The organism is Leclercia sp. G3L (assembly GCF_021117075.1).
Classification (GTDB): domain Bacteria; phylum Pseudomonadota; class Gammaproteobacteria; order Enterobacterales; family Enterobacteriaceae; genus Enterobacter; species Enterobacter adecarboxylatus_C.
On the sequence record NZ_CP088265.1, the window covers coordinates 12,673 to 35,763 of the forward strand.

A 23,091-nucleotide genomic window follows, 5' to 3' on the forward strand; every position below is an offset into this window, starting at 1 on the left:
GCAAGGTGATCGCGCCGTGAGGTTATGCTATAACAAGCGCTTATTGTGGCCCCCCGAGGGGTCGAAGCACCACTATAACGGAACAGGATGCAAAAATGGTTACTTTCCACACTAATCATGGCGATATCGTAATCAAGACCTTTGATGACAAAGCGCCTGAAACAGTTAAAAACTTCCTGGACTACTGCCGCGAAGGTTTCTACAACAACACCATTTTCCACCGTGTGATTAACGGCTTTATGATCCAGGGCGGCGGTTTTGAACCTGGTATGAACCAGAAAGAGACCAAAGCGGCGATCAAAAACGAAGCCAACAACGGTCTGAAAAACACCCGCGGTACGCTGGCAATGGCCCGTACTCAGGCGCCACACTCCGCCACCGCGCAATTCTTCATCAACGTGGCTGACAACGACTTCCTGAACTTCTCCGGCGAAAGCCTGCAGGGTTGGGGCTACTGCGTGTTCGCAGAAGTGGTTGAAGGCATGGACGTGGTTGAGAAGATCAAAGGCGTTTCTACCGGCCGCAGCGGTATGCACCAGGACGTTCCAAAAGAAGACGTCGTGATCACAAGCGTGACCGTCAGCGAATAATTCGTGGCGACACTCTTTATTGCAGATCTGCATCTGCAAACAGAAGAACCGGCGATCACCGCCGGTTTTCTGCGTTTTTTACAGGGTGAAGCCCGGCACGCCGATGCGCTTTACATCCTGGGGGATCTGTTCGAAGCCTGGATTGGCGACGACGACCCCAACCCGCTTCACCGCGAGATAGCAGCCGCCATCAAAACCCTGGTGGATTCCGGCGTCCCCTGCTTCTTTATTCACGGTAACCGCGACTTTCTGCTCGGCAAGCGCTACGCCCGCGATTGCGGCATGACCCTACTGGCGGAAGAGACCGTCCTTGACCTGTATGGCCGTAAAATTCTGATCATGCATGGCGATACGCTCTGCACCGACGATACCGGTTATCTGGCATTTCGCGCCAAAGTGCACACCCCCTGGATCCAGACCCTGTTTCTCGCCCTGCCGCTGTTTATCCGCAGCCGCATTGCGGCGAAGATGCGCGCCGGCAGCAAAGCTGCCAACAGCAGTAAATCCCTGACCATCATGGATGTGAATCCGCAGGCCGTCGTCAGCGTAATGGAAAAACACCAGGTACAGTGGCTCATCCACGGCCATACCCATCGCCCTGCCGTCCATCACTCAGACGTCAACGGCAAGGCCGCTTATCGCGTGGTTCTCGGCGCATGGCACAGAGAAGGTTCGATGGTGAAGGTCACGCCAGAAGACATTGAGCTGCTTCATTTCCCTTTTTAGTCCCTCTGCACGCACTATTCCGAAAATATCCTTTCAGCGTCAGAAGTTCTGTCTTTCCCTTTAGCCGCCAGGTTAATTTTCAGCAAAATTAACCTCAGGGAACGAACATGCAAAAATGGGATCAGCCTCTTATCTGGGGAATGGTTATCGCGGTAATCGCCCCGATTGTGGTCAGCTTTTTCGGTGTGGCGTTTATCTCCTTCGGCTCGCTCACTGTGTTGTGGTTCGCGGTTTTATTATGGCTACTCTATTTTTATGCGATATACCTTTTGTGTACGCGGCCACATGATGACCGCTTCGTGCAAACCTATATGTTGATCATAAGTATTTTCATGCTGCCCTGGGGCCTGGTGCTCGCTTTTACCTTTTTCGCCAGCGCGACCAAAGCCCATAACCAACGTATTTCATCAGATAGCAACGAGCCAAAAGAGCGCTAACTACGCGCACGCAACCGTTTTCCTTGCCTGTATATCGTGCTATTCTTTGTCACCTTAAAAGCCGAGAATAGCGCCTCACAGGAGTTTTTAGCCGCATGTCTTCCAGCAATAATCCGGCGCGTGTCGCCATCGTGATGGGGTCCAAAAGCGACTGGGCTACCATGCAGTTTGCCGCCGAAATCTTTGACATCCTGAATGTTCCTCACCACGTTGAAGTGGTCTCCGCACACCGCACCCCCGATAAACTGTTCAGCTTCGCCGAAGGCGCGGAAGAGAACGGCTATCAGGTGATTATTGCCGGTGCCGGCGGGGCCGCGCATCTGCCCGGCATGATTGCCGCCAAAACTCTGGTGCCGGTGCTCGGCGTCCCGGTACAAAGCGCTGCCCTGAGCGGCGTCGACAGCCTCTACTCCATCGTGCAAATGCCGCGCGGCATTCCGGTGGGAACGCTGGCGATTGGGAAAGCGGGTGCCGCTAATGCCGCCCTGCTGGCCGCACAGATCCTCGCAACTCACGATAAAGCACTGTATCAGCGCCTGGTCGCGTGGCGTACCGCCCAGACCGACGAGGTGCTGGAGAACCCGGACCCGCGAGGTGCGGCATGAAGCAGGTTTGCGTCCTCGGTAACGGTCAGTTAGGCCGCATGCTGCGTCAGGCCGGTGAACCGCTCGGGATCAGCGTCTGGCCGGTCGGGCTGGATGATGAACCCGAAGCCGTGCCCTTTCAGCAGAGCGTGATCACCGCAGAGATTGAGCGCTGGCCGGAAACTGCCCTGACCCGGGAGCTGGCTCGCCACAATGCGTTTGTAAACCGCGATGTGTTCCCCATTATTGCCGACCGTCTGACGCAAAAGCAGCTGTTCGACGATCTGCACCTCGCCACCGCGCCGTGGCAGCTGCTGACGGAAAAAGGCCAGTGGCCAGGCGTATTTGCCACCCTGGGCGAGCTGGCGATCGTCAAGCGCCGCGTTGGCGGCTATGACGGACGCGGCCAGTGGCGTCTGCGCGCCGGTGAAACCGACCAGCTGCCGGACGAGTGCTACGGCGAATGCATCGTTGAGCAGGGCATTAACTTCAGCGGCGAAGTGTCGCTGGTGGGTGCCCGCGCCCACGACGGCAGTACCGTCTTTTATCCCCTGACCCACAACCTGCATCAGGACGGCATTCTGCGCACCAGCGTGGTCTTCCCGCAGGCCAATGCGGCCCAGCAGGCGCAGGCCGAAAGCATGCTCTCTGCCATCATGCAGGAGCTGGGCTACGTCGGCGTGATGGCGATGGAGTGCTTTGTCACGCCGGACGGCCTGCTGATCAACGAGCTGGCACCGCGCGTGCACAACAGCGGCCACTGGACGCAGAACGGTGCATCCATCAGCCAGTTTGAGCTGCACCTGCGCGCCATTACCGGGTTGCCGCTGCCGCAGCCAGTGGTCAACAGCCCGTCGGTGATGATCAACCTGATCGGCACCGATCTGAACTACGACTGGCTGAAACTGCCGCTGGTGCATCTGCACTGGTATGACAAAGAGGTTCGTCCGGGGCGCAAGGTCGGCCACCTGAACCTGAATGACAGCGATATCCCCCGCCTGAGCGCCACGCTCGAAGCCATTGTGCCCCTCTTACCGCCGGAGTACGCCAGCGGCATCGCCTGGGCGCAGGCAACGCTGAGTTAAGTCCTACCGCCGGGGAGTTGACCTTCCCCTTCCCCGGCGTAAAATCCTGCCCATCGCTGTTTTGAGGGATCTTTATGAACGATGGGACGGACTACCGCGCCATACTTGCCGCCGACACGCCGATAATCGACGTGCGCGCGCCCGTGGAATTTGCCCAGGGCGCTATGCCTGCGGCGATCAATCTGCCGTTAATGAACGACGACGAACGCGCCGCCGTGGGCACCTGTTATAAACGCCAGGGGCCGGAGGCCGCGCTTGCGCTCGGCCATCGACTGGTGAGCGGGGAGACGCGCGACCAGCGCCTTGAGGCCTGGCGCACCGCCTGCCTTGTGCAACCCCAGGGTTATCTCTGCTGCGCCCGGGGCGGGCAGCGCTCGCATATCGTGCAGGCATGGCTGAAAGCGGCAGGCGTTGATTATCCGCTGATCCGCAGCGGTTATAAGGCGCTGCGTCAGGCGGCGATACAGGTCACCGTTGAGCAGGTGCAAAAACCGACCGTGCTGATTGGCGGCTGTACCGGCAGCGGCAAGACCCTGCTGGTGAAGGCCCGTCCGGACGGGATCGATCTTGAAGGGCTGGCGCATCATCGCGGTTCGTCGTTTGGCCGCACGCTAACGCCGCAGCTTTCGCAGGCCAGCTTTGAAAACTATCTCGCGGTAGAGCTGCTGAAAAAAGACGCCGCGCGCTGGGTGCTGGAAGACGAAGGCCGGATGATTGGCTCTAACCACCTGCCGGAGTGTCTGCGCGATCGCATGGTGCAGTCACCGATTGCGGTAGTCGAGGATCCGTTCGAGGTGCGACTGGAGCGTCTGCGGGAGGAGTATTTCGAGCAGATGTGGCAGGCCTTTCGCACCGCGCGGGGTGAAGAGGCGGGCTGGATTGAGTACGGCGAGTACCTGCACCACGGCCTGTTTGCTATCCGGCGTCGGCTGGGGTTACAGCGTTTTGCCGAATTTACCGCCCTGCTGGAGAGTGCCCTGGATGAACAACAGCGCACCGGCAGCACCGAGGCGCATTTCGCCTGGCTTGTGCCGCTTCTGAATGACTATTACGACCCGATGTATCGCTATCAGCTTGAAAAGAAAGCGGAGAAGATTGTTTATCGCGGGACGTTTGAAGACGTTGCCGGGTGGCTGAATCGCTGAAAAAAGCCGGATGCGCTAACGCTTATCCGGCCTACATGTTTCGCGCGATTTTGTAGCCCCGGTAAGCGTAGCGCCACCGGGGGAACAAAGAATTTAGAAGTCGTAGCGCAGACGCACCAGGTTCATATCGCCCAGATCGTCGGTGCTTGAAGTAAACACGTGCTCGTAGTCTACACGGAAACCGTAATCCAGCTGGAAGCTGATACCCACGCCGTTATCGATGCGCTGGTAGTTACGGCCATTCATGGTTTCAATGCGGTCACCCATGAAGTAAGGCTGGATGGATTTCACCGCATACTGACCAATCGGGAATTTATAGCCCGCGAAGTACTCAATACCCCACGCGTCGCCCGCGAAGTAGTCGTTTACCGACACTTTTTTGCTGGTCATAAAGTTCTGATACCAGCCGCCGCCTGCGGAGAAGGTCCAGTTATCCGGGGTCCAGCTCAGCGCGGTACCGAGGATGTTCTGATCCCAGGACTTGCTGTCGCCGTTATCCGGGTTACGCATGTCGGCGCGGGTGTAGTTCCAGGCTGCGCCCCAGGTCAGATCGGTGGTCAGACGATAATCCAGACCCAGTGAACCGCCGCCTTTACGCTTGTAACGCAGGCCGTTGCCCGGCAGATATTCGCTGTCTTCGAACAGGTAAGAGGCATAGATGTCAGCATCGCCGAGGGTTTTCTTGTACTTCAGCATCTGGCGTGAACGGTAAGAACCGTCGTAGTCGCCGTTGATGCCGTTACCCGGTGCCTGACCGATCATGTCGTAGTCCCAGATATCGGTTTTCGCGCCAACCACATCGTAATAAACGCTGTTCTGCTGACCGAAGGTCAGGGTGCCCCAGGTGTCGCTCTTCAGGCCGGTGTAGAGCATACGGCGGGAGGTGTCATGCGCGCCGTCGGCATGGTGATTGTCCCAGTCGAACTGGGCCGGAATGTTAACGCCCAGCTCGTAGTAGCTGATCCAGCTGATGTCATCAAACAGGTAGTAATCTGCTGCGAAACGGAAGCGGGTGCCGCCGTCAAAGCCGTTACGCTTGTAGCTGTTCTTGCCGTCGTCACCGGTCATGTTCTGGAACTGAGGACGAATACTGCCGCCAACGGTGAAATTCAGGCGGCTCAGCGGGTCACCCGCCTGCGGATCCTGCTTCAGTACGGTGATTTCAGCCTGGGATGCAAAAGATGCCAATGCCACTGCTGCGCCGATCGCTACCGCCAGCGCTTTTTTAGTTATGGTCATTATTTTTCCTTAATAGACACACTGCCATTTATTTAGCAGGTGAATATTAACCAGGATTTATCCGGCTGTGTTGTCCGGTTTTTAATGATTTGTGCCACTAAAATTCAAAGAGTTATCTTTTTTATGCTACTTAGGCGTCACGCACCGGTATAAAAACCGGTGCGTGACGATTACGGAGGGGAATTAGCCGGAGAACTGCCGGAACAGGGCTTTGCCTTTCAATAAACGGGCCCCCAGCCAGCCGCCGCACAGAGAGAGCATCACCGCCCCGCAGAGCGGCAGGATCGCCCACAGCCGCCAGTCCGGCTCCCACGGGAAGTCGAACACCCGGGTTTGCAATACCGCCAGCGCGGTTTCAGCGCCAATGGCCGCCACCAGGCCTGCCACCAGCCCCAGCAGGGCAAACTCGCTCCACAGTGTGGTACGCAGCAGCTTTTTACCCGCCCCCAGGGTGCGGTAGACCACCAGCTCCTGATGGCGCTGACGCATTCCGACCTGCACCTGGGCCAGCAGCAGCAGGATGCCGCAAATCGTTACCAGCACCACCATCACCTCCAGCGCCCGGCTTACCTGCTCCAGCACCTGCCCGACCTGTCTGAGGATCGCCCCAATATCCAGCAGGCTGATGGTGGGAAACTCGCGGTTAAGCTGGGTGAGCATGCCGTTGCCGTTCTCCCAGCGGAAGCTGGTCAGCCAGCTCTGGGGCTGTCCGTCCAGCGCCCCGGAAGGGAAGATAAAGAAGAAGTTCGGCCGCAGACTCTCCCAGTCGACTTTGCGCAGGCTGGTGACTTTAGCGCTAAAGTCCTGGGTATCGCCGGTAAAGGTCACCGTATCGCCCAGCCCGACGTTGAGGCGTTTTGCCAGCCCCTCCTCCATCGACACTTCCCCCGCTTTTGGCGGCCAGCTACCGGCGACGATCGGGTTATGATCCGGGCGCTTATCCTGCCAGGTCAGGTTCAGCTCGCGGTTAAGAGATTCATCCTTATGGCCCTCGGTGGACTGGCCGTTAATCTGGGTCAGGCGCGCCCTCACGATGGGGTAGTACGACTCGGGGATAATCTGATGCTCAGCCAGGAACGCCTTCAGCGGCGTGACCTGCTCCGGGGCGATATTGATCAGGAAATAGTTCGGGCTCTCCGGCGGGAGCTGCTGTTGCCAGCGATCCAGCAGGTCGCCGCGCAGCACCAGCAGCAATGCCAGCAGCATAAACGACAGCGAAAACGCCGACAGCTGGCTGAGGGTCGACCACGGCTGGCGCAGCAGGCGATTCACCGCCAGACGCACCGGCAGCGATTTCACCGTCAGCCCGCGCAGCACGCTGAGCAGCATCCAGCCCAGCACGCCGCAGAGAAGCGCCAGCACCACCGCCCCGGCCAGGACCGCCCACAGCAGCATGCTGCCGCCCATCAGCCAGGCGAGCAGTACCACCACCACCGCCACGATAACCGGCAGGTAAAATTTCAGCGGCCAGACGCTGGCCACCACGTCCCTGCGCAGGACGCGCAGCGGCTGGGTCGCCAGCAGCAGGCGGTACGGACGCAGCCCCACCAGCAGCGAGATGACGATCATCGCGCCAATCGCCCACAGCCACGGCCACAGACTGGCAGGTGGCAGGGCGGCAGGCAGCACCGGCTTGAGCAGCACCATCAGCACTTTTTCAAACAGCAGCCCCATCGCCCCGCCGGTGATGGCAGAGAGGGCAAGCACCATCAGCCACTGGCCGACGATCAGCTTGCGCAGCTGCGCTCTGCCCGCTCCCAGGGTTTTGAGGATCGCCACCAGGTCGTAGCGGCTTCGGCAGTAGTGACCCATTGCCACCGCTACGGCCGCCACCGCCAGCAACAGCGTCAGCAGCGCCGAGAGCAGCAGGAACTGCTGGGAACGCTCCAGCGACTTGCCGAGCGCCCCGTCTTCCTGCTCCATTCCGGACCAGCGGTGCTCCGGCTTCAGCTGCGGCAGGAGCCACTTCTCATAACTCGCTAATTGTGCGGGTGTACCGCCAAACTTAATGCGCCAGGTGACGCGGCTCCCGGGCTGTACCGCCCCGGTGTTGGCCACATCCGCGGTATTCATCAGCAGACGCGGCGCCATCTGGAACGGGTTAAACCCGGAGTCGGGCTCCTGAATCACTTCCCCGGCAATTTTAAGCCGGGCATCGCCAACGTCGATGCTGTCGCCGGTTTTTAAATTCAGCAGCGCCATCAGACGCGACGCCAGCAGCACCGTGCCCGGGGCCGGTTTCAGGCCCGGCGGGTTGGTTTGCAGTTCGCCGTACATCGGATAAATATCATCGACAGCCTTTACGCTCGCCAACTGCGGCGTATCGGCGGCAAAGGTCATGGTCTGGAAGCTCAGCTGCTCGCTAACCTTCAGCCCCTCTTTTCTCGCCTCCTCAAGCCACGCCTGCGGCACCTCGCGGGAGCTGCGCAGCGTCCGGTCGCCGGCCATAAACTCACGGCTTTGCTGGCTGAGCCCCTTTTCCATCCGATCGCTGACGCTGCCAAGCGCCAGCACACAGGCCACCGCCAGGCTTAACGCCAGCCAGACGATGAGCAGCGAGGGGGAACGCCATTCGCGCCAGAACCAGCGGGCAATCATGCTTCCTCCCTCAGTTCACCGTTCACCAGACGCAGGCGGCGGTCGCAGCGGGCCGCCAGCTGTGGGTCGTGGGTGACGAGGATCAACGTGGTGCCGTGCTCGCGGTTCAGGGAAAAGAGCAGATCGGCAATTTTGTCCCCGGTCTGGCGATCGAGGTTGCCGGTAGGTTCATCGGCAAAGAGCACGTCCGGGCGCCCGTTGAAGGCGCGGGCCAGCGCCACGCGCTGCTGCTCGCCGCCGGAGAGCTGCGCCGGAAGGTGATCGAGGCGTTTGCCCAGCCCCAGCTGCTCCAGCAGGGCTTTTGCGCTCTCGCGGCTGTGGGCGGTATTCTCGCCGCGCAGCAGCCCCGGCAGCTCGACGTTCTCCAGCGCATTGAGGGTCGGTATCAACATAAACGACTGGAAAACAAAGCCAATGTGCTTCGCCCGCAGAGCGGCGCGCGCCTCTTCATCGCGGCTGTGCAGCGGTTGCCCGACCAGATGGACCTCACCGCTGCTGCCGTCATCCAGACCGGCGAGGATCGCCAGCAACGTGGATTTTCCGGAGCCCGACTCCCCAATCAGGGCGATGCTCTGCCCGCGTTTGACAATGAGTTCAACTCCGGTAAGGATGGAAAGCTCGTGCTCACCCTGACCCACGGACTTCTTAAGATGTTGAACTTCAACAATGTTTTCCGCTGGCATTTGCCCTTCCTGTTTCTGATTCTGATGACATTTCGTGCCGCGGCGGCGGACACGTTATTAATTCTGGGCGATAGCCTCAGCGCGGGCTACCGGATGGCAGCCAGTGCCGCCTGGCCTGCCCTGCTGAACGATAAATGGCAGACCAAAACGTCGGTGATCAATGGCAGCATCAGCGGCGATACCTCCCAGCAGGGGCTGTCGCGCCTCCCGGCCCTGCTGAAGCAGCATCAACCGCGCTGGGTGCTGGTGGAGCTCGGCGGCAATGACGGTCTGCGCGGTTTCCAGCCCCAACAGACGGAGCAGACCCTGCGCAAAATTTTGCAGGATATCCGCGCGGCCAATGCGCAGCCGCTGTTGATGCAAATTCGCCTGCCCGCCAACTACGGTCGTCGGTATAATGAAGCCTTCAGCGCGATATATCCGAAGCTTGCCAAAGAGTTCGATGTTCCGCTGCTGCCCTTTTTTATGGAAGAGGTCTACCTGAAGCCGCAGTGGATGCAGGATGACGGTATTCACCCCAACCGGGACGCACAGCCGTTTATTGCCGACTGGATGGCGACCCGGCTGGCTCCTTTAGTTAAACATGACTCGTAATTCAGCGGAGATCCTGACAGGTAAAGTTATGCAAAAATCGGTCTTAATAACAGGATGTTCCAGCGGAATTGGCCTTGAAAGCGCCCTTGAACTGAAGCGCCAGGGATTCTGGGTGCTGGCCGCCTGCCGCAAACCCGAAGACGTTGAACGGATGAACGGGATGGGTTTTACCGGTGTGCAGTTGGATTTGGATTGTGCCGACAGCATTGAGCGCGCCGCCGATGAGGTGATCGCGCTTACCAATAATCGTCTGTACGGGCTGTTTAACAACGCCGGTTTCGGCGTTTATGGCCCGCTGCAGACAGTCACCCGCGAAAAGCTTGAACAGCAATTTTCCGCCAACTTTTTTGGTGTCCATCAGCTCACCATGCGCCTGCTGCCCGCCATGCTGCCGCACGGCGAAGGGCGGATTGTGATGACCTCCTCGGTGATGGGGCTGATCTCCACGCCGGGCCGTGGGGCTTATGCCGCCAGCAAATACGCGCTGGAAGCCTGGTCGGATGCGCTGCGCATGGAGTTACGCCACAGCGGGATTAAGGTGAGCCTGATTGAGCCGGGCCCCATCCGCACCCGCTTTACCGACAACGTTAACCAGACCCAGGCCGACAAGCCGGTAGAAAATCCCGGTATTGCCGCGCGTTTTACGCTGGGACCGGAGGCGGTGGTCGCCAAAGTGCGCCATGCTTTTGAGAGCAAAAACCCGAAAATGCGTTATCCGGTCACGCTGGTGACCCATGCCGTTGGCCTGCTGAAGCGCCTGCTGCCTGGCCGGATGATGGACAAAATTTTACAGGGCTGAGTTGAAGCCACGCGCCACGCCCCCATGTAAATAAAAACTCATAACAGAGAATGCCGCATGTCCGTACAGAATATTGTCAACATTACCGAAGCAAACCTGCACCAGACCCTTGAACAGTCGATGACCAAACCGGTGCTGTTCTACTTTTGGTCTGAACGAAGTCAGCACTGTCTGGAGCTGACGCCGGTGCTTGAGAAGCTTGCGGCCCAGTACAACGGTCAGTTCATTCTGGCAAAACTGGACTGCGACGCCGAGCAGATGATCGCCTCGCAGTTTGGCCTGCGCGCCATCCCAACGGTTTATCTGTTCCAGAACGGTCAGCCGGTTGATGGCTTCCAGGGGCCGCAGCCGGAAGAGGCAGTCCGCGCCCTGCTGGATAAAGTGCTGCCGCGCGAAGAAGAGCTAAAAGCGCAGCAGGCGGCGGCCCTGATGGCCGAAGGCAAACATGATGAAGCCCTGCCGCTGCTGAAAGAGGCCTGGCAGCTCTCCGGTCAGAACAGCGAAATTGGCTTATTGCTAGCCGAAACGCTGATTATCTTAAAACGTTCCGAAGATGCCGAGGTGGTGCTGAAAACCATCCCTCTGCAGGATCAGGATACCCGTTATCAGGGGCTGGTGGCGCAGATTGAACTGCTGAAGCAGGCCGCGGATACTCCGGAAATTCAGCAGCTACAGCAGCATGTCGCCGCCAACCCTGCCGATGCCGCGCTGGCCAGCCAGCTGGCACTGCAGCTGCATCAGGTTGGTCGTAATGAAGAGGCGCTGGAACTGCTGTTCAGCCATCTGAAAACCGATCTGGCTGCCGCTGATGGGCAGGCGCGTAAAACATTCCAGGAAATTCTGGCCGCGCTCGGGACTGGCGACTCCCTGGCCTCGGCCTATCGCCGTAAGCTTTACGCCCTGCTGTACTGATCCCCTGCCTGTGCCCGGTAATACTTCGCTTACCGGGCCAGCTCATCTGATTTAACCTCTCCGTATCATTTCCGCCTGATAGCTGACGACTAAATATTTTCAGTCTATGGACAGATTGACAGTTTTTATTACCTTATCAGTCGACCCTCACTTTAAAACCAATAAAGACTTAAACAAGTCTATATAAAGACTACTTACACGCACGCAAGAAAATAACAACATCTTAACGAATCAATAAAAAACCCGTCTGGCAACGGCCAAAAAGCGTTACCAAACGTAAATTTGATCACAATATTCTACCAAAAAGACTAATAACACACTTTAGGTAACATTTTTCTCTAAGCGAAGCATACCCTTCTTTCGTTTGAAATTAGACTAACTGCAGACAATAAAAATTGATCGTTAATTGACTTGCCAATAACTATTTAATGGTTAGAATCCAAAAAAAATGACCATTAAAAATGGCTTTAGTTATACACAAGACAACAAAAAGACAATAAAGACATCTGCAAATACTTCAGAGCCAGAGCCCTCATACTCTCTGCCACTCTGCAATTTACATTTTGATCAAACGATTGACCTCAGGATATGTAGAGATGAAAACCACGTTGAAACTGATCGCATCGGCAGTGTCGCTGTGCGTTACTGCCCCGGCTGCGTATGCGATAAGTTCGGATCAAGCAGCAGCGAACCTGAAAGGCGCGCTGGAATTTGACCACTTTGCACAAAAAAATTACGCCGCCGCGCTCAGGGCCGAACGCGTGACCAATGTCGATATGATGAATGTGATCCATCAGTACCAGGCGGGATCGCCTGAAGCCGCAGCTGCCGCCCGGACGCATCTTGATGCTTTAAATTTAATCAGCCAACGCCGCAATGAGGTTAAATTTGCTCAGACGCAGCTGCAGGCCGCACGCAACGCATTCAAAGATGGTTCGATTGCGCCGACAGCCATTCCTGTCGCGCCAATGCCACAACCCCTCAAAGCCCCACCGCTGCCGGTGCAGGCCGTCCCACCAAAGCCAGTGATATATAACGTTCCACAGCCGATCGTTGCGCCACCGAAGCTGGCCTATAACGTGCCGGTTAAACCGCAGACGCTGACGACCACCAGCACTCCGCAGCCAAGCGTTGCGCCGCCGACGCCAACCTACAACGTGCCGCCAAAACCGCAGACGCTGACGACCACCAACACTCCGCAGCCGATCGTGGCCACGCCGACACCGACCTATAACGTGCCGGTTAAACCACAAACGCTGACGACCACCAGCACTCCGCAGCCGATCGTGGCCCCGCCGGCGTCGACCTACAACGTGCCGGTTAAACCGCAGACGCTGACGACCACCAGCACTCCGCAGCCGATCGTGGCCCCGCCGACGCCAACCTATAATGTGCCGGTTAAACCGCAGACGCTGACGACCATCAGCACTACGCAGCCGATCGTGGCCCCGCCGGCGCCGACCTATAATGTGCAGGTTAAACCACAAACGCTGACGACCATCAGCACTACGCAGCCAATCGTTGCGCCGCCGACGCCGACCTATAATGTGCCGGTTAAACCGCAGACGCTGACGACCAACAACACTCCGCAGCCAATCGTGGCCCCGCCGACGCCAACCTATAACGTGCCGGTAAAACCGCAGACGCTGACAACCAACAGCACTACGCAGCCGATCGTGGCCCCGCCGACGCCAACCTATAACGTGCCGGTTAAACCGCAAACTCTGGCCAACAACGCCTCGCAGCCGATCGTTGCGCCGCCGACGCCGACCTATAATGTGCCGGTTAAACCGCAGACGCTGGCCAACAACACTCCGCAGCCAATCATTGCGCCGCCGACGCCGACCTACAACGTACCGGTTAAACCGCAGACGCTGACGACCACCAGTACTCCGCAGCCGATCGTGGCCCCGCCGACGCCAACCTATAATGTGCCACCAAAACCGCAGACGCTGTTGACAACCAACGCCTCGCAGCCAATCGTGGCCCCGCCGACGCCAACCTACAACGTGCCGCCAAAACCGCAGACGCTGACCACCAGCACCGCGCAGCCAATCGTGGCCCCGCCGACGCCAACCTATAACGTGCCGCCAAAACCGCAGACGCTGACGACAAACAACACCCAACAGCCAATTGTGGCTCCGCCGACACCAACCTATAATGTGCCGGTTAAACCGCAGACGCTGTTGACCACCAACGCCTCGCAGCCAATCGTTGCGCCGCCAACGCCGACCTACAACGTGCCGGTTAAACCGCAAACGCTGGCCAACAACACTCCGCAGCCGATCGTCGCGCCGCCTACGCCAACTACGCCACTAGCCCCGGCATATGAAATCAAAACCATTCAGCCTATCCTGAGCCTGCAGCCAGCGGCTGGCGATATTCCTTCACCTCAACCGCTGCCGACCACAACGGTGCAGGTCGTTAACCAGCAAACTATGCCAACCACGCTGGTTAAGGGGATGCCGGACAATACCGTCATCAACGCGCAAAAAGCAGATACCGGAAGTGTGACCCTGGTGGATAGTCAGACAACTCCGCTGACCGTGACCAGCGCAGGTGCCGATGCCCAGCCGTCAGCACCAGCAAAGAAGACCGCCAGCACCAGTCAAACTGCGGACAACAGCTACACCGTCAAGATCGTTAGCGAGGTGAACAGTTACTATGTCGATCAAACAAACCGCAGCCAGGTAGATACCAACGGTCAACGCATTGCGAGCAATAGCCAGCGTATCAAGACCAACGGCCAAAATATCGACAATAACAGCCAGCGTATCTCGGGCAACAGCCTGCGTATCGACAACAACAGTCAGCGTATCGACAGCAACAGTCAACGCATCACCCGCAACAGCCAGTCGATTGAGCGTAACGCGAAAGAGATTGATGACACCCGTGAAGATCTCAAACGGGGTCTGAATAACGCCGCGGCGATGTCCAGCCTGCATTATCACTCCGATAATTCATGGGCACTGTCGACGGGTACGGCGAATGGCGATGGTGCAGCTCTGGCTGCCGGTCTGCAGAAAGGCGTGACCCCGCATGTTGCCGTCAACATGCAGGCATCCAGCTCCTTCGATAACGGCTGGATGGCCGGAGCGGGCATCTCAGGCGATTTTTAATCCCCTCGCTCCGTTCTAAAACCCACTTCTGGCCGCCGTTATGGCGGCCTTTTTCATTTTAAAAAACGGCTTCACTTAAGTCTTATTAATGTTTAATTATGGCAAACAGATAACGAGACTTATCTCTGCGCATCGCAGTCTTTAAAATGTCCTCATTTTTTTACACCGCTCCCATCAGGAGTAACCTTTATCTTCCATTTGTGATCGACACAAAAATCCCGCATCTGTAGCTAATGGCCTCATCCTGCAAGAGATGATAAACTTTTTCGCGTTTGAAATGGCACGCTAATAACTATAGGAAGTATGCGGCATGACACACATCTTTTATGAGTTCACCTCCCTGAAGCCCGGCGTTCCTGATGTAGAAACATTAATGCAAGTCATCAATTCCTCGGCAATCACCAGCTTTGTTATTGGCCCTGAAGTGGTTGATTTTGTAAAAAAAGCGTTGATCGTTAATACCACTATTGTCAGCTTTAAAAACTGCAAATTTGCCTTCGATAACGGTACGCACTTCATTGAATTCGATGGGAAAGGGAAATCGAAGCGTTACGATGAGGTTCCGGAGTGGTTTGTCTCCCCTGCTGACTTTTCCCGCACCCAGTGGCTCATTAACCATAAGCTGTCGGATGTGATGGCGACGACTTTTATCGACGTGCTGATGTCTTACCCGCTGAAAGAGCGTCGCGCCCACTGCAATTTGCTGTTCGGATTAGACTTGCATAAGACAGGGGTCGTGCCGTCCAGCACGCCTGCCGCAAGCAAGATCGGCAATAAAAATGGCAAAACCACCAAACCCAAAATCATCGAGCTGGGCTCGTTCGAGCTGTTCAGCCAGTTCTTTGCGCGTCTGAAAAGCGCCGTTGCGGAGGATCGGTTCCCCACCCTGCAGGTGCTGACCGGTATCGACAATCTGGCGAAGGCGCCAAACAACCTTAAGCAGGGGATCCGCACCTGGTTTAAGGCCATCACCGGCGACCTGCCGCCTAACAATAAGCGCGTCGAAGCCGGGAATGCCGGGTTGTTCTGTGCCCCGGTACGCGAGCAGCTGCAGCAGATTGAAGCTATCGGTCTGGAAAAATATTATGCAGCGCTGTCACGCGCGATCAATGAAGCCGGCGAGCAGTATATCTCCGACTTCTCCTGGACCGGGCCCGACGCCTGAGCACCTGCATTCTGATGTTTTTTTGTCCCGCCCCGCTATTTTTAGCGGGGCTTTTTTATGTCTGGATCCAGCCCGCACCACTGATTCGGCGCGAATTTGGGCCTGTTTATCGGTATACTTATGGGCAACAAACGAACAGTTTTTATCGCAACATGGAATACAAAACAGGAGGTTTTATATGTTCATCGTCATCCCTATTCTGATCTTCGTCGCGCTGGTCATTGTTGCCGCCGGGGTGAAAATCGTACCGCAGGGCTATCAGTGGACGGTTGAGCGTTTTGGCCGTTACACCAACACGCTGCAGCCGGGCTTAAGCCTGGTGGTGCCGTTCATGGACCGCATTGGCCGCAAGATCAATATGATGGAGCAGGTGCTCGATATCCCCTCTCAGGAGGTCATCTCCAGGGATAACGCCAACGTCACCATCGACGCGGTATGCTTTATTCAGGTGATCGACGCGCCGAAAGCGGCCTACGAGGTGAGTAACCTTGAGCTGGCGATCATTAATCTGACGATGACCAACATCCGTACCGTTCTGGGTTCCATGGAGCTGGACGAGATGCTCTCCCAGCGCGACAGCATCAACACCCGCCTGCTGCACATCGTTGATGAAGCCACTAACCCGTGGGGCATCAAAGTCACCCGTATTGAAATTCGCGACGTGCGTCCGCCCGCAGAATTGATCACCTCCATGAACGCCCAGATGAAGGCCGAACGAACCAAGCGCGCCTACATTCTGGAGGCCGAAGGGGTACGCCAGGCCGAGATCCTGAAGGCCGAAGGGGAAAAACAGTCGCAGATCCTCAAAGCCGAGGGCGAACGCCAGTCCGCATTTTTACAGGCTGAGGCCCGGGAGCGTTCGGCGGAAGCGGAAGCCCGCGCCACCCAGATGGTCTCGGAGGCGATCGCTGCCGGAGATATCCAGGCGATTAACTACTTCGTGGCGCAGAAATACACCGAAGCGCTGCAACAGATCGGCTCGGCGGACAACAGCAAGGTGGTGATGATGCCGTTGGATGCCAGCAGCCTGATGGGCGCGATCGGCGGCATCGCGGAACTGATCAAAAACAGCGGCAACGAGCGTAAATTATGATCGAGACGATCGCGGCACATCCGCATGTCTTCTGGCTGAGCCTTGGCGGCCTGCTGCTGGCGGCCGAAATGCTCGGCGGCAACGGCTATCTGCTGTGGAGCGGCGTGGCGGCGGTTATCACCGGGCTACTGGTCTGGCTGTTGCCCTTCGACTGGGCCTGGCAGGGGGCGCTGTTTGCGGTGCTGACCCTGACGGCCGCATGGCTGTGGTGGCGCTGGCTCTCAAGGCAGGTGCGCAGGCAAAAGCCCGCCGATGCCCGGCTCAACCAGCGCGGACAGCAGCTGGTGGGGATGCAGTTTACCCTTGATACCGCCCTGCTGAACGGGCGCGGTCATATGCGCGTCGGCGACAGCTCGTGGCCGGTCATTGCCGACGACGATTTAAGCGCCGGCACCAAAGTTGAGGTGGTGGCCGTCGAAGGGATCACCCTTCGCGTCCGGGCCCTTTCCCGATAACAACAGGATGAGCATGATGGTCAGGAAGACAACGCTGGCAATCAGCGTTAGCGCACTACTGGCGAGCGCCGCACCGGCATTCGCCTCCTTTGATATGGAAGACTGCAACTGGAGCGATGAGCACTGTCTGCTGAAAGGGGACCCGGTGCTGACGCCCGGCAACGACTCCCGCGACAACCTGCTGCGTCTGCTGAGCGAAGCCAAATCCTTCGCCCTGCCGGTCCAGTCGATGCCTGCGGATATCACCCGCTCCCGCGACTTCTACTTTGCTTACCACCCAGAGTGGGACGACCTGGAGACGCCGCCCATCGCAGCGGCGGATAAACCGGCTGAAGAGAGCCTGCTCAACCAGCAGCTGGCCGCGTTGCAGCTTGAGCCCGTCGAAACCCATCAGGACGGCGAGCAGGAAAACCGCTTCGTCTCAAACAGTGCCGACAGCCTCAGCCAGTTTTTTGCCGCGCTGCTGGCGGACGACTCGCTGACGGCGGAACAGCGCCATGCTCTGGGTCAGGCGCGTCTGGGGTTATACGCCGGCGCAACCGATGAGCAGATATCGTCTTCCCTGGCGGCCCTCCCGGCGGAGTCTCCTGCCCTGCCCTATAAAACCTATCTGACGGGAGCAGCCCGTTTTTATGCCGGGGATTACGACGGCGCGGATCGGGCGTTTACCCTGCTTGTCGACAGCGATTGTCCGTGGCTGGCAGAGACCGCTAACTATATGCTGATGCGCACGGCGCTGAACAAAAGCAGCCAGAACAGCACGGGAGAATACGGCGATTTTGATATCGATCGCATCGACCGCCCGGCCGCTGAACAGGCGCAGAAAGCTGCCCAGGCCTATCTCCAGCGCTGGCCAGAGGGCCATTATGCCGATTCGGCGCGCGGCATGCTGCGTCGCATCAACTGGTATCTGCAGGCGTGGCCGCAGCTGGCGGGGCTGTACGAGCAGCGCTTCCAGCAGGCTGAGAATGCTGAGGCGCTGCGCGGGCTGGTGACAGAATACGATAATGTCTACGGCATGCAGTTCTACGGTCGCGCCGTACGGGAGGCCTTCCCCGATGCGCCGCGGGTCAGCTATATCGAACTGCTGCGCGCCCTTCGCCTGCACAGCGACGAGAAACCGACCCTGACCCAGGAGGATCTCAACGGCAGCAAACCGGCGTTTGAACAGAGCGGCAAGCTGGCGCTGTGGCGCAATTTACAGTTGAACCTGTGGCAGGCGACGGATAACCACGCCGCCATTCTTCAGGCCGTTAAACCGGCTGAGAAACTCCCGGCGCACGATATTCTCGCCTTCAGCGAGCAGGTCCTGTACGGCGACGCGCTGATGGCGCAAAAGCAGTGGCCCGCGGCACGCGATTTCTGGCTGAAGCTGCTGAAACTCAGCCAGGATCCTGAACAGCAGCAGTACGTGCAGGCTAAACTGGCGGCGACCCTGGTCTTTAGTGGCAACACAGAGGCGATTTTTGCCGCGGATAGCGCCGTCACCAACCTGCGTTTTCGCTCCCGGGTGCTGAAAGCGGTGGCTTCGCCTGAGCGGTTACGCCAGCAGGCCAGCCAGGGGCCCAACAACGAAGAGCGCACCATTGCGCTGCATACCCTGCTGGTACGCGACTTAACGGAAAACCGCTTTAGCGACTGGTTAAGCGACAGAAAACTCATCAGCGCCATTACGCCACCCGTTGTGGGCAAGGCGTTTGACGATGTGAATCTCACCACCTTCGACTGGAACGGTGATGCCGCCGAAGCCGGTTACGTCTGCCGTAGCCTGGATGACACCGTGCAGGTGCTCAGCCAGAACGCTAAAGATGCTCATGCTCTGAACTGTCTGGGCGAGTTCTTCCGCACCTCGAATACCCATGTTGATATCTGGAAAGACAGCGCGGGCAACGACGTGCTGGAGACGGCTATTCACCGCAAAGAACCATACGGGCAGTTCAACAGACAGGCTTATTACCAGCAGGTCATCGCGTCGCCGAAGGCGGAGCATGAAGATAAAAGCTACGCGCTCTATCGGGCCATCATGTGTTACGCCCCGTCCGGCTATAACGAATGTGGCGGAGCAGACGTGGAAAAATCCCAGCGCAAAGGCTGGTTCTCGCAGTTAAAAACGCAGTATCCGGGCAGCCCGTGGGCGCAAAAACTCAAATACTACTGGTAGCCGCGCTGCTGGCCGGACAGGCGCAGGCGGATACCGTCACCGCCCGCGAGCACCCGGCCTTCTGGCTCTGGTCGGGCGTGAAGGCCAGCGAGGCGCTGAAAGAGGCGCAAACGGTCTATCTGCATCAGGGTGAAGTGCTGGCCCGGCCGAATGAGGTGGTGTTTCAACGCCTCGGTCTGCCGGTCAGCCGCCTGACGTTTCCCTCCCTCTGGCTGACCGTGCGCTTCACCACTCTCGACGTGCCGCCGGCCATCGTGCCAAGAATTGTCCGCCTGATGCAGCGCTGGCAGGCCGCCGGAAATCAGGTGGTGGGTTTGCAGGTCGATTTTGATGCCGCCACCCACCAGTTGGCGGACTACGCACGCTTTTTACAGCAATTGCGCCAGCAGCTGCCCCCCGAATTTTCGCTGGGGGTGACCGGGCTGCTGGACTGGGCAAAAACCGGGGATGTCGCCACGCTGAACGCGCTGGCGGTGGATGAGCTGGTGATCCAGAGCTATCAGGGTCGCCATACGGTAGACAACTATCAGGCCTATCTGCCCGCCCTTACCCGGCTGCGCATTCCGTTCAAGCTCGGGCTGGTCCAGGGCGGCAAACGGGATGTTCTGGCCGAAGCGCAGCTCCAGCGCTCCCCCTGGTATCGCGGTACGGTAGTGTTTATGCTCAACCCGGCTCGCGGCTAGACCTTCGCCTTGCGATGGCAGCAGCCGGAGAGGTTATCGATGATCGGGCACTCGGCGCTCTCATCCCCCGGGCAGCTTTCGGCCAGCGCCAGCAGCTGGTCGCGCATCGCCTGCAACTCCAGGATATGGCGTTCAATTTCGGCCACCTTCTCCAGCGTCCGGCTTTTAACATCGGCGCTGTGTCGGGCGGGATCGTTAAACAGGTTCACCAGGTCGCCGCACTCATCCAGATTGAATCCCACCTGACGCGCCTGGCGCAGCAGCGTGAGTTCATCGAGGTGCTTTTGCGTGTAGCTCCGGTAGCCGTTCTCGCTGCGCAGCGGCGGCGTCACCAGCCCCTTCTCTTCGTAAAAGCGGATCGCTTTGCTGGTTAACCCGGTTTTTTTGGCAACATCACTGATATTCACGTTTCCCCCTTGACCTTCCCCTTGATGGAAGGTTTAACCTTCATAACAGTTAGATGAAAGTGTCCCTCCGGTCAATATCTGGCTGGAGATTTATAAGGAGTATTCGTATGTCTCACACCATCGATCTGACACTGGACGGCCTCTCCTGCGGCCACTGTGTCAAACGCGTTAAAGAGAGTCTGGAGCAACGCCCTGACGTTGACACTGCAGAGGTCACCATCGACCACGCCGCCGTTACCGGCAGCGCCAGCGCCGATGCCCTGATCGACACCATCAAACAGGCCGGTTACGGTGCGGCGTTAAGCCACCCAAAGGCTGATCCGCTGACAGCGTCAACAACTCCGTCGGAAGCACTGACAGCGGCCCCCTCTGAGCTTCCGGCAGCTCACGACGGTGATGACAGCCAGCAGCTGTTGATCAACGGCATGAGCTGCGCCAGCTGCGTCACCCGGGTGCAGAACGCTTTGCAGGCCGTTCCGGGTGTGGCACAGGCACGGGTCAACCTGGCGGAACGCACTGCGCTGATCATGGGCAGTGCCTCCGCCGCTGATTTAGTGCAGGCCGTTGAAAAAGCGGGCTACGGTGCAGAGGCGATTGAAGATGACCTCAAACGCCGTGAACGCCAGCAGGAAACGGCCATTGCCACCATGAAACGTTTTCGCTGGCAGGCGATTGTCTCCCTGCTGGTGGGGATCCCGGTGATGGGCTGGGGGATGCTCGGTGACAATATGATGGTCACCGACGATAACCGCACGCTGTGGCTGGCGATTGGCGTTCTCACCCTCGGGGTGATGATCTTCGCCGGCGGCCATTTTTATACCAGCGCATGGAAAAGCCTGAAAAACCGCACCGCCACCATGGACACGCTGGTGGCGCTGGGCACCGGCGCGGCGTGGCTCTACTCGATGAGCGTTAACGTCTGGCCGCAGTGGTTCCCGATGGAAGCACGCCACCTCTATTACGAAGCCAGCGCGATGATTATCGGCCTGATTAACCTCGGCCATATGCTGGAGGCGCGGGCCCGTCAGCGCTCCTCGAAAGCGCTGGAAAGATTGCTCGATTTAACCCCGCCGACCGCCCGGGTAGTGACGGAAAATGGCGAACAAAACGTGCCGCTGGCGGAAGTTCAGGCGGGGATGATCCTGCGTCTGGCCACCGGGGATCGCGTCCCGGTGGATGGCGAAATCACTCAGGGCGAAGCCTGGTTTGACGAAGCGATGCTGACCGGTGAGCCGGTGCCGCAGCAGAAAAGCGACGGGGAGAGCGTCCACGCCGGTACGGTGGTGCAGGACGGCAGCGTGCTGTTCCGCGCAAGCCGCACGGGCAGCCACACTACCCTGTCGCGCATCATCCGTATGGTGCGCCAGGCCCAGAGCAGCAAGCCGGAGATCGGCAAGCTGGCGGATAAAATTTCCGCCATCTTCGTGCCGGTCGTGGTCGGGATTGCTCTGTTCAGCGCCGCCATCTGGTACTTCTTTGGTCCCGCACCGCAGATTGTCTACACCCTGGTGATCGCCACTACGGTGCTGATCATCGCCTGTCCGTGCGCCCTGGGGCTGGCGACGCCGATGTCGATTATCTCCGGGGTTGGCCGTGCCGCAGAATCCGGCGTGCTGGTGCGCGACGCCGATGCCCTGCAGCGCGCCAGCACGCTGGACACGCTGGTGTTTGATAAAACCGGGACCCTCACCGAGGGCAAGCCGCAGGTCGTTGCCGTCGGGACCACGGGCGGGATCGGTGAAGCCGAGGCCCTGCGCCTGGCCGCCGCGCTCGAACAGGGCTCCAGTCATCCGCTGGCGCGGGCGATTCAGGAGAAAGCAGATTCTGTCCTGCCTCAGGTGAATAACTTCCGCACCCTGCGCGGGCTGGGGGTCAGCGGGGAGGTCGATGGCCATACGCTGCTGTTGGGCAACCAGGCCCTGCTGGCAGAAAACGGCATTGATACCGGGGCGCTGGATGCGCAGCTGCAGGCGCATGCTGCGCAGGGTGCGACCCCGGTGTTGCTGGCGGTGGATGGCCAAGCCGTGGCGCTGCTTGCCGTTCGCGATCCGCTGCGCGCTGACAGCGTGAGCGCGCTGCAACGCCTGCACCGCGCGGGCTATCGTCTGGTGATGCTTACCGGGGATAACGCCGTCACCGCCCAGGCTATCGCCCGCGAGGCCGGTATAGATGAGGTGATCGCCGGGGTGCTGCCGGATGGCAAAGCGGACGCGATTATCAAACTGCAGGGCCAGGGTCGCCGGGTGGCGATGGTTGGCGACGGCATTAACGACGCTCCGGCGCTGGCCCAGGCGGACGTTGGGATCGCCATGGGCGGCGGCAGCGATGTCGCCATCGAAACGGCGGCCATCACCCTGATGCGCCACAGCCTGATGGGCGTGGCCGACGCGCTCGCTATCTCGAAAGCCACCCTGCGCAACATGAAGCAGAACCTGCTGGGAGCCTTTGTCTATAACGCCTTCGGTATTCCGATCGCCGCCGGGATCCTCTGGCCGCTGACCGGTACGCTGCTCAACCCGGTGGTCGCGGGTGCCGCCATGGCCCTCTCCTCGATTACCGTGGTGAGCAATGCCAACCGCCTGCTGCGCTTTAAACCTAAAGAGTAACGACGTGCAT

The 23,091-nt window shown here is 58.7% G+C and carries 20 protein-coding genes; 16 read left to right on the forward strand and 4 right to left on the reverse strand.

Annotation, left to right across the window (positions count from 1 at the left end):
* Window positions 1–95: 95 nt before the first annotated feature.
* The 6 genes from ppiB (at window position 96) to mnmH (ending at window position 4,567) form a co-directional block, all read left to right on the forward strand.
* Complete coding sequence (gene ppiB, locus LRS40_RS01515; RefSeq protein ID WP_106992224.1) at window positions 96–590, forward strand: peptidylprolyl isomerase B; 495 nt, start codon at window positions 96–98, stop codon at window positions 588–590.
* Between the two features lie 3 nt (window positions 591–593).
* Complete coding sequence (lpxH, locus tag LRS40_RS01520; RefSeq protein ID WP_231312941.1) at window positions 594–1,316, forward strand: UDP-2,3-diacylglucosamine diphosphatase; 723 nt, start codon at window positions 594–596, stop codon at window positions 1,314–1,316.
* Between the two features lie 107 nt (window positions 1,317–1,423).
* Entirely contained in the window at window positions 1,424–1,753 is a 330-nt protein-coding gene (locus LRS40_RS01525; RefSeq protein ID WP_231312942.1) for a hypothetical protein, read from the forward strand.
* A gap of 95 nt (window positions 1,754–1,848) precedes the next feature.
* Window positions 1,849–2,358 (forward strand): 5-(carboxyamino)imidazole ribonucleotide mutase, encoded by a 510-nt coding sequence (gene purE / locus LRS40_RS01530; RefSeq protein WP_231312943.1) that lies wholly within the window; start codon window positions 1,849–1,851, stop codon window positions 2,356–2,358.
* Window positions 2,355–3,422, forward strand: a complete 1,068-nt coding sequence (gene purK / locus LRS40_RS01535; RefSeq protein WP_231312944.1) for a 5-(carboxyamino)imidazole ribonucleotide synthase — start codon at window positions 2,355–2,357, stop codon at window positions 3,420–3,422. Before purE ends, purK begins: the two co-directional genes overlap by 4 nt.
* Before the next feature lie 74 nt (window positions 3,423–3,496).
* The gene (gene mnmH / locus LRS40_RS01540; RefSeq protein WP_231312945.1) at window positions 3,497–4,567 is read left to right on the forward strand and encodes a tRNA 2-selenouridine(34) synthase MnmH; all 1,071 of its coding nucleotides are present in this window, start codon (window positions 3,497–3,499) and stop codon (window positions 4,565–4,567) included.
* A 93-nt stretch (window positions 4,568–4,660) separates the two neighbouring features.
* Here the strand turns inward: mnmH and LRS40_RS01545 are convergent, their stop codons facing one another.
* The 3 genes from LRS40_RS01545 to ybbA form a co-directional block, all read right to left on the reverse strand.
* Complete coding sequence (locus tag LRS40_RS01545) at window positions 4,661–5,806, reverse strand: porin (RefSeq protein ID WP_142488499.1); 1,146 nt, start codon at window positions 5,804–5,806, stop codon at window positions 4,661–4,663.
* Window positions 5,807–5,989: 183 nt separating this feature from the next.
* A complete protein-coding gene (gene ybbP, locus LRS40_RS01550) occupies window positions 5,990–8,404 on the reverse strand; it encodes a putative ABC transporter permease subunit YbbP (protein ID WP_231312946.1) in 2,415 nt (804 codons plus the stop codon).
* Window positions 8,401–9,087 carry a putative ABC transporter ATP-binding protein YbbA gene (ybbA, locus tag LRS40_RS01555; protein WP_231312947.1) on the reverse strand — a complete coding sequence of 229 codons (687 nt, stop codon included), beginning with the start codon at window positions 9,085–9,087 and terminating at the stop codon, window positions 8,401–8,403. The genes ybbP and ybbA overlap by 4 nt, the downstream gene beginning before the upstream one ends.
* On the opposite strand from ybbA, the gene tesA reads away from it, so the two are divergent.
* The 9 genes from tesA to LRS40_RS01600 all read left to right on the forward strand — a co-directional run bounded on the left by tesA (window position 9,055) and on the right by LRS40_RS01600 (window position 20,068).
* A complete protein-coding gene (gene tesA, locus LRS40_RS01560) occupies window positions 9,055–9,681 on the forward strand; it encodes a multifunctional acyl-CoA thioesterase I/protease I/lysophospholipase L1 (protein WP_231312948.1) in 627 nt (208 codons plus the stop codon). The two genes, ybbA and tesA, sit on opposite strands and share 33 nt — an antisense overlap.
* A complete protein-coding gene (locus LRS40_RS01565) occupies window positions 9,671–10,480 on the forward strand; it encodes an SDR family oxidoreductase (protein WP_142488496.1) in 810 nt (269 codons plus the stop codon). The genes tesA and LRS40_RS01565 overlap by 11 nt, the downstream gene beginning before the upstream one ends.
* 57 nt (window positions 10,481–10,537) lie before the next feature.
* Window positions 10,538–11,392 (forward strand): co-chaperone YbbN, encoded by an 855-nt coding sequence (locus LRS40_RS01570; protein ID WP_142488495.1) that lies wholly within the window; start codon window positions 10,538–10,540, stop codon window positions 11,390–11,392.
* 596 nt (window positions 11,393–11,988) lie between these two features.
* Window positions 11,989–14,511, forward strand: coding sequence for a hypothetical protein (locus LRS40_RS01575; RefSeq protein WP_231313939.1), 2,523 nt, complete (start codon window positions 11,989–11,991; stop codon window positions 14,509–14,511).
* Window positions 14,512–14,821: 310 nt separating this feature from the next.
* Window positions 14,822–15,676, forward strand: a complete 855-nt coding sequence (locus LRS40_RS01580; protein ID WP_142488493.1) for a hypothetical protein — start codon at window positions 14,822–14,824, stop codon at window positions 15,674–15,676.
* A gap of 178 nt (window positions 15,677–15,854) precedes the next feature.
* Window positions 15,855–16,769 carry an SPFH domain-containing protein gene (locus LRS40_RS01585; protein ID WP_142488492.1) on the forward strand — a complete coding sequence of 305 codons (915 nt, stop codon included), beginning with the start codon at window positions 15,855–15,857 and terminating at the stop codon, window positions 16,767–16,769.
* Entirely contained in the window at window positions 16,766–17,224 is a 459-nt protein-coding gene (locus tag LRS40_RS01590) for an NfeD family protein (RefSeq protein ID WP_142488491.1), read from the forward strand. The genes LRS40_RS01585 and LRS40_RS01590 overlap by 4 nt, the downstream gene beginning before the upstream one ends.
* Window positions 17,225–17,240: 16 nt before the next feature.
* Window positions 17,241–19,385 (forward strand): hypothetical protein, encoded by a 2,145-nt coding sequence (locus LRS40_RS01595; RefSeq protein WP_231313936.1) that lies wholly within the window; start codon window positions 17,241–17,243, stop codon window positions 19,383–19,385.
* Complete coding sequence (locus tag LRS40_RS01600) at window positions 19,355–20,068, forward strand: DUF3142 domain-containing protein (RefSeq protein ID WP_231312949.1); 714 nt, start codon at window positions 19,355–19,357, stop codon at window positions 20,066–20,068. The genes LRS40_RS01595 and LRS40_RS01600 overlap by 31 nt, the downstream gene beginning before the upstream one ends.
* On the opposite strand, the gene cueR is transcribed toward LRS40_RS01600, so the two are convergent.
* Window positions 20,065–20,475, reverse strand: coding sequence for a Cu(I)-responsive transcriptional regulator (gene cueR, locus LRS40_RS01605; protein WP_142488489.1), 411 nt, complete (start codon window positions 20,473–20,475; stop codon window positions 20,065–20,067). The genes LRS40_RS01600 and cueR overlap by 4 nt on opposite strands.
* Window positions 20,476–20,582: 107 nt before the next feature.
* Here cueR and copA point away from each other — a divergent pair, with 107 nt between their 5' ends.
* Entirely contained in the window at window positions 20,583–23,081 is a 2,499-nt protein-coding gene (gene copA, locus LRS40_RS01610) for a copper-exporting P-type ATPase CopA (protein WP_231312950.1), read from the forward strand.
* Window positions 23,082–23,091 lie beyond the last annotated feature (10 nt).

Bases quoted from the DNA above. Each gene is read 5' to 3' on its own strand.
- purK (WP_231312944.1), top strand. From the start codon at position 2,355: ATGAAGCAGGTTTGCGTCCTCGGTAACGGTCAGTTAGGCCGCATGCTG.
- LRS40_RS01580 (WP_142488493.1), top strand. From the start codon at position 14,822: ATGACACACATCTTTTATGAGTTCACCTCCCTGAAGCCCGGCGTTCCT.
- ppiB (WP_106992224.1), top strand. From the start codon at position 96: ATGGTTACTTTCCACACTAATCATGGCGATATCGTAATCAAGACCTTT.
- tesA (WP_231312948.1), top strand. From the start codon at position 9,055: ATGTTGAACTTCAACAATGTTTTCCGCTGGCATTTGCCCTTCCTGTTT.
- LRS40_RS01575 (WP_231313939.1), top strand. From the start codon at position 11,989: ATGAAAACCACGTTGAAACTGATCGCATCGGCAGTGTCGCTGTGCGTT.
- LRS40_RS01570 (WP_142488495.1), top strand. From the start codon at position 10,538: ATGTCCGTACAGAATATTGTCAACATTACCGAAGCAAACCTGCACCAG.
- LRS40_RS01590 (WP_142488491.1), top strand. From the start codon at position 16,766: ATGATCGAGACGATCGCGGCACATCCGCATGTCTTCTGGCTGAGCCTT.
- ybbP (WP_231312946.1), bottom strand. From the start codon at position 8,404: ATGATTGCCCGCTGGTTCTGGCGCGAATGGCGTTCCCCCTCGCTGCTC.
- LRS40_RS01565 (WP_142488496.1), top strand. From the start codon at position 9,671: ATGACTCGTAATTCAGCGGAGATCCTGACAGGTAAAGTTATGCAAAAA.
- copA (WP_231312950.1), top strand. From the start codon at position 20,583: ATGTCTCACACCATCGATCTGACACTGGACGGCCTCTCCTGCGGCCAC.
- LRS40_RS01545 (WP_142488499.1), bottom strand. From the start codon at position 5,806: ATGACCATAACTAAAAAAGCGCTGGCGGTAGCGATCGGCGCAGCAGTG.
- ybbA (WP_231312947.1), bottom strand. From the start codon at position 9,087: ATGCCAGCGGAAAACATTGTTGAAGTTCAACATCTTAAGAAGTCCGTG.
- purE (WP_231312943.1), top strand. From the start codon at position 1,849: ATGTCTTCCAGCAATAATCCGGCGCGTGTCGCCATCGTGATGGGGTCC.
- LRS40_RS01525 (WP_231312942.1), top strand. From the start codon at position 1,424: ATGCAAAAATGGGATCAGCCTCTTATCTGGGGAATGGTTATCGCGGTA.
- LRS40_RS01595 (WP_231313936.1), top strand. From the start codon at position 17,241: ATGGTCAGGAAGACAACGCTGGCAATCAGCGTTAGCGCACTACTGGCG.
- LRS40_RS01585 (WP_142488492.1), top strand. From the start codon at position 15,855: ATGTTCATCGTCATCCCTATTCTGATCTTCGTCGCGCTGGTCATTGTT.
- mnmH (WP_231312945.1), top strand. From the start codon at position 3,497: ATGAACGATGGGACGGACTACCGCGCCATACTTGCCGCCGACACGCCG.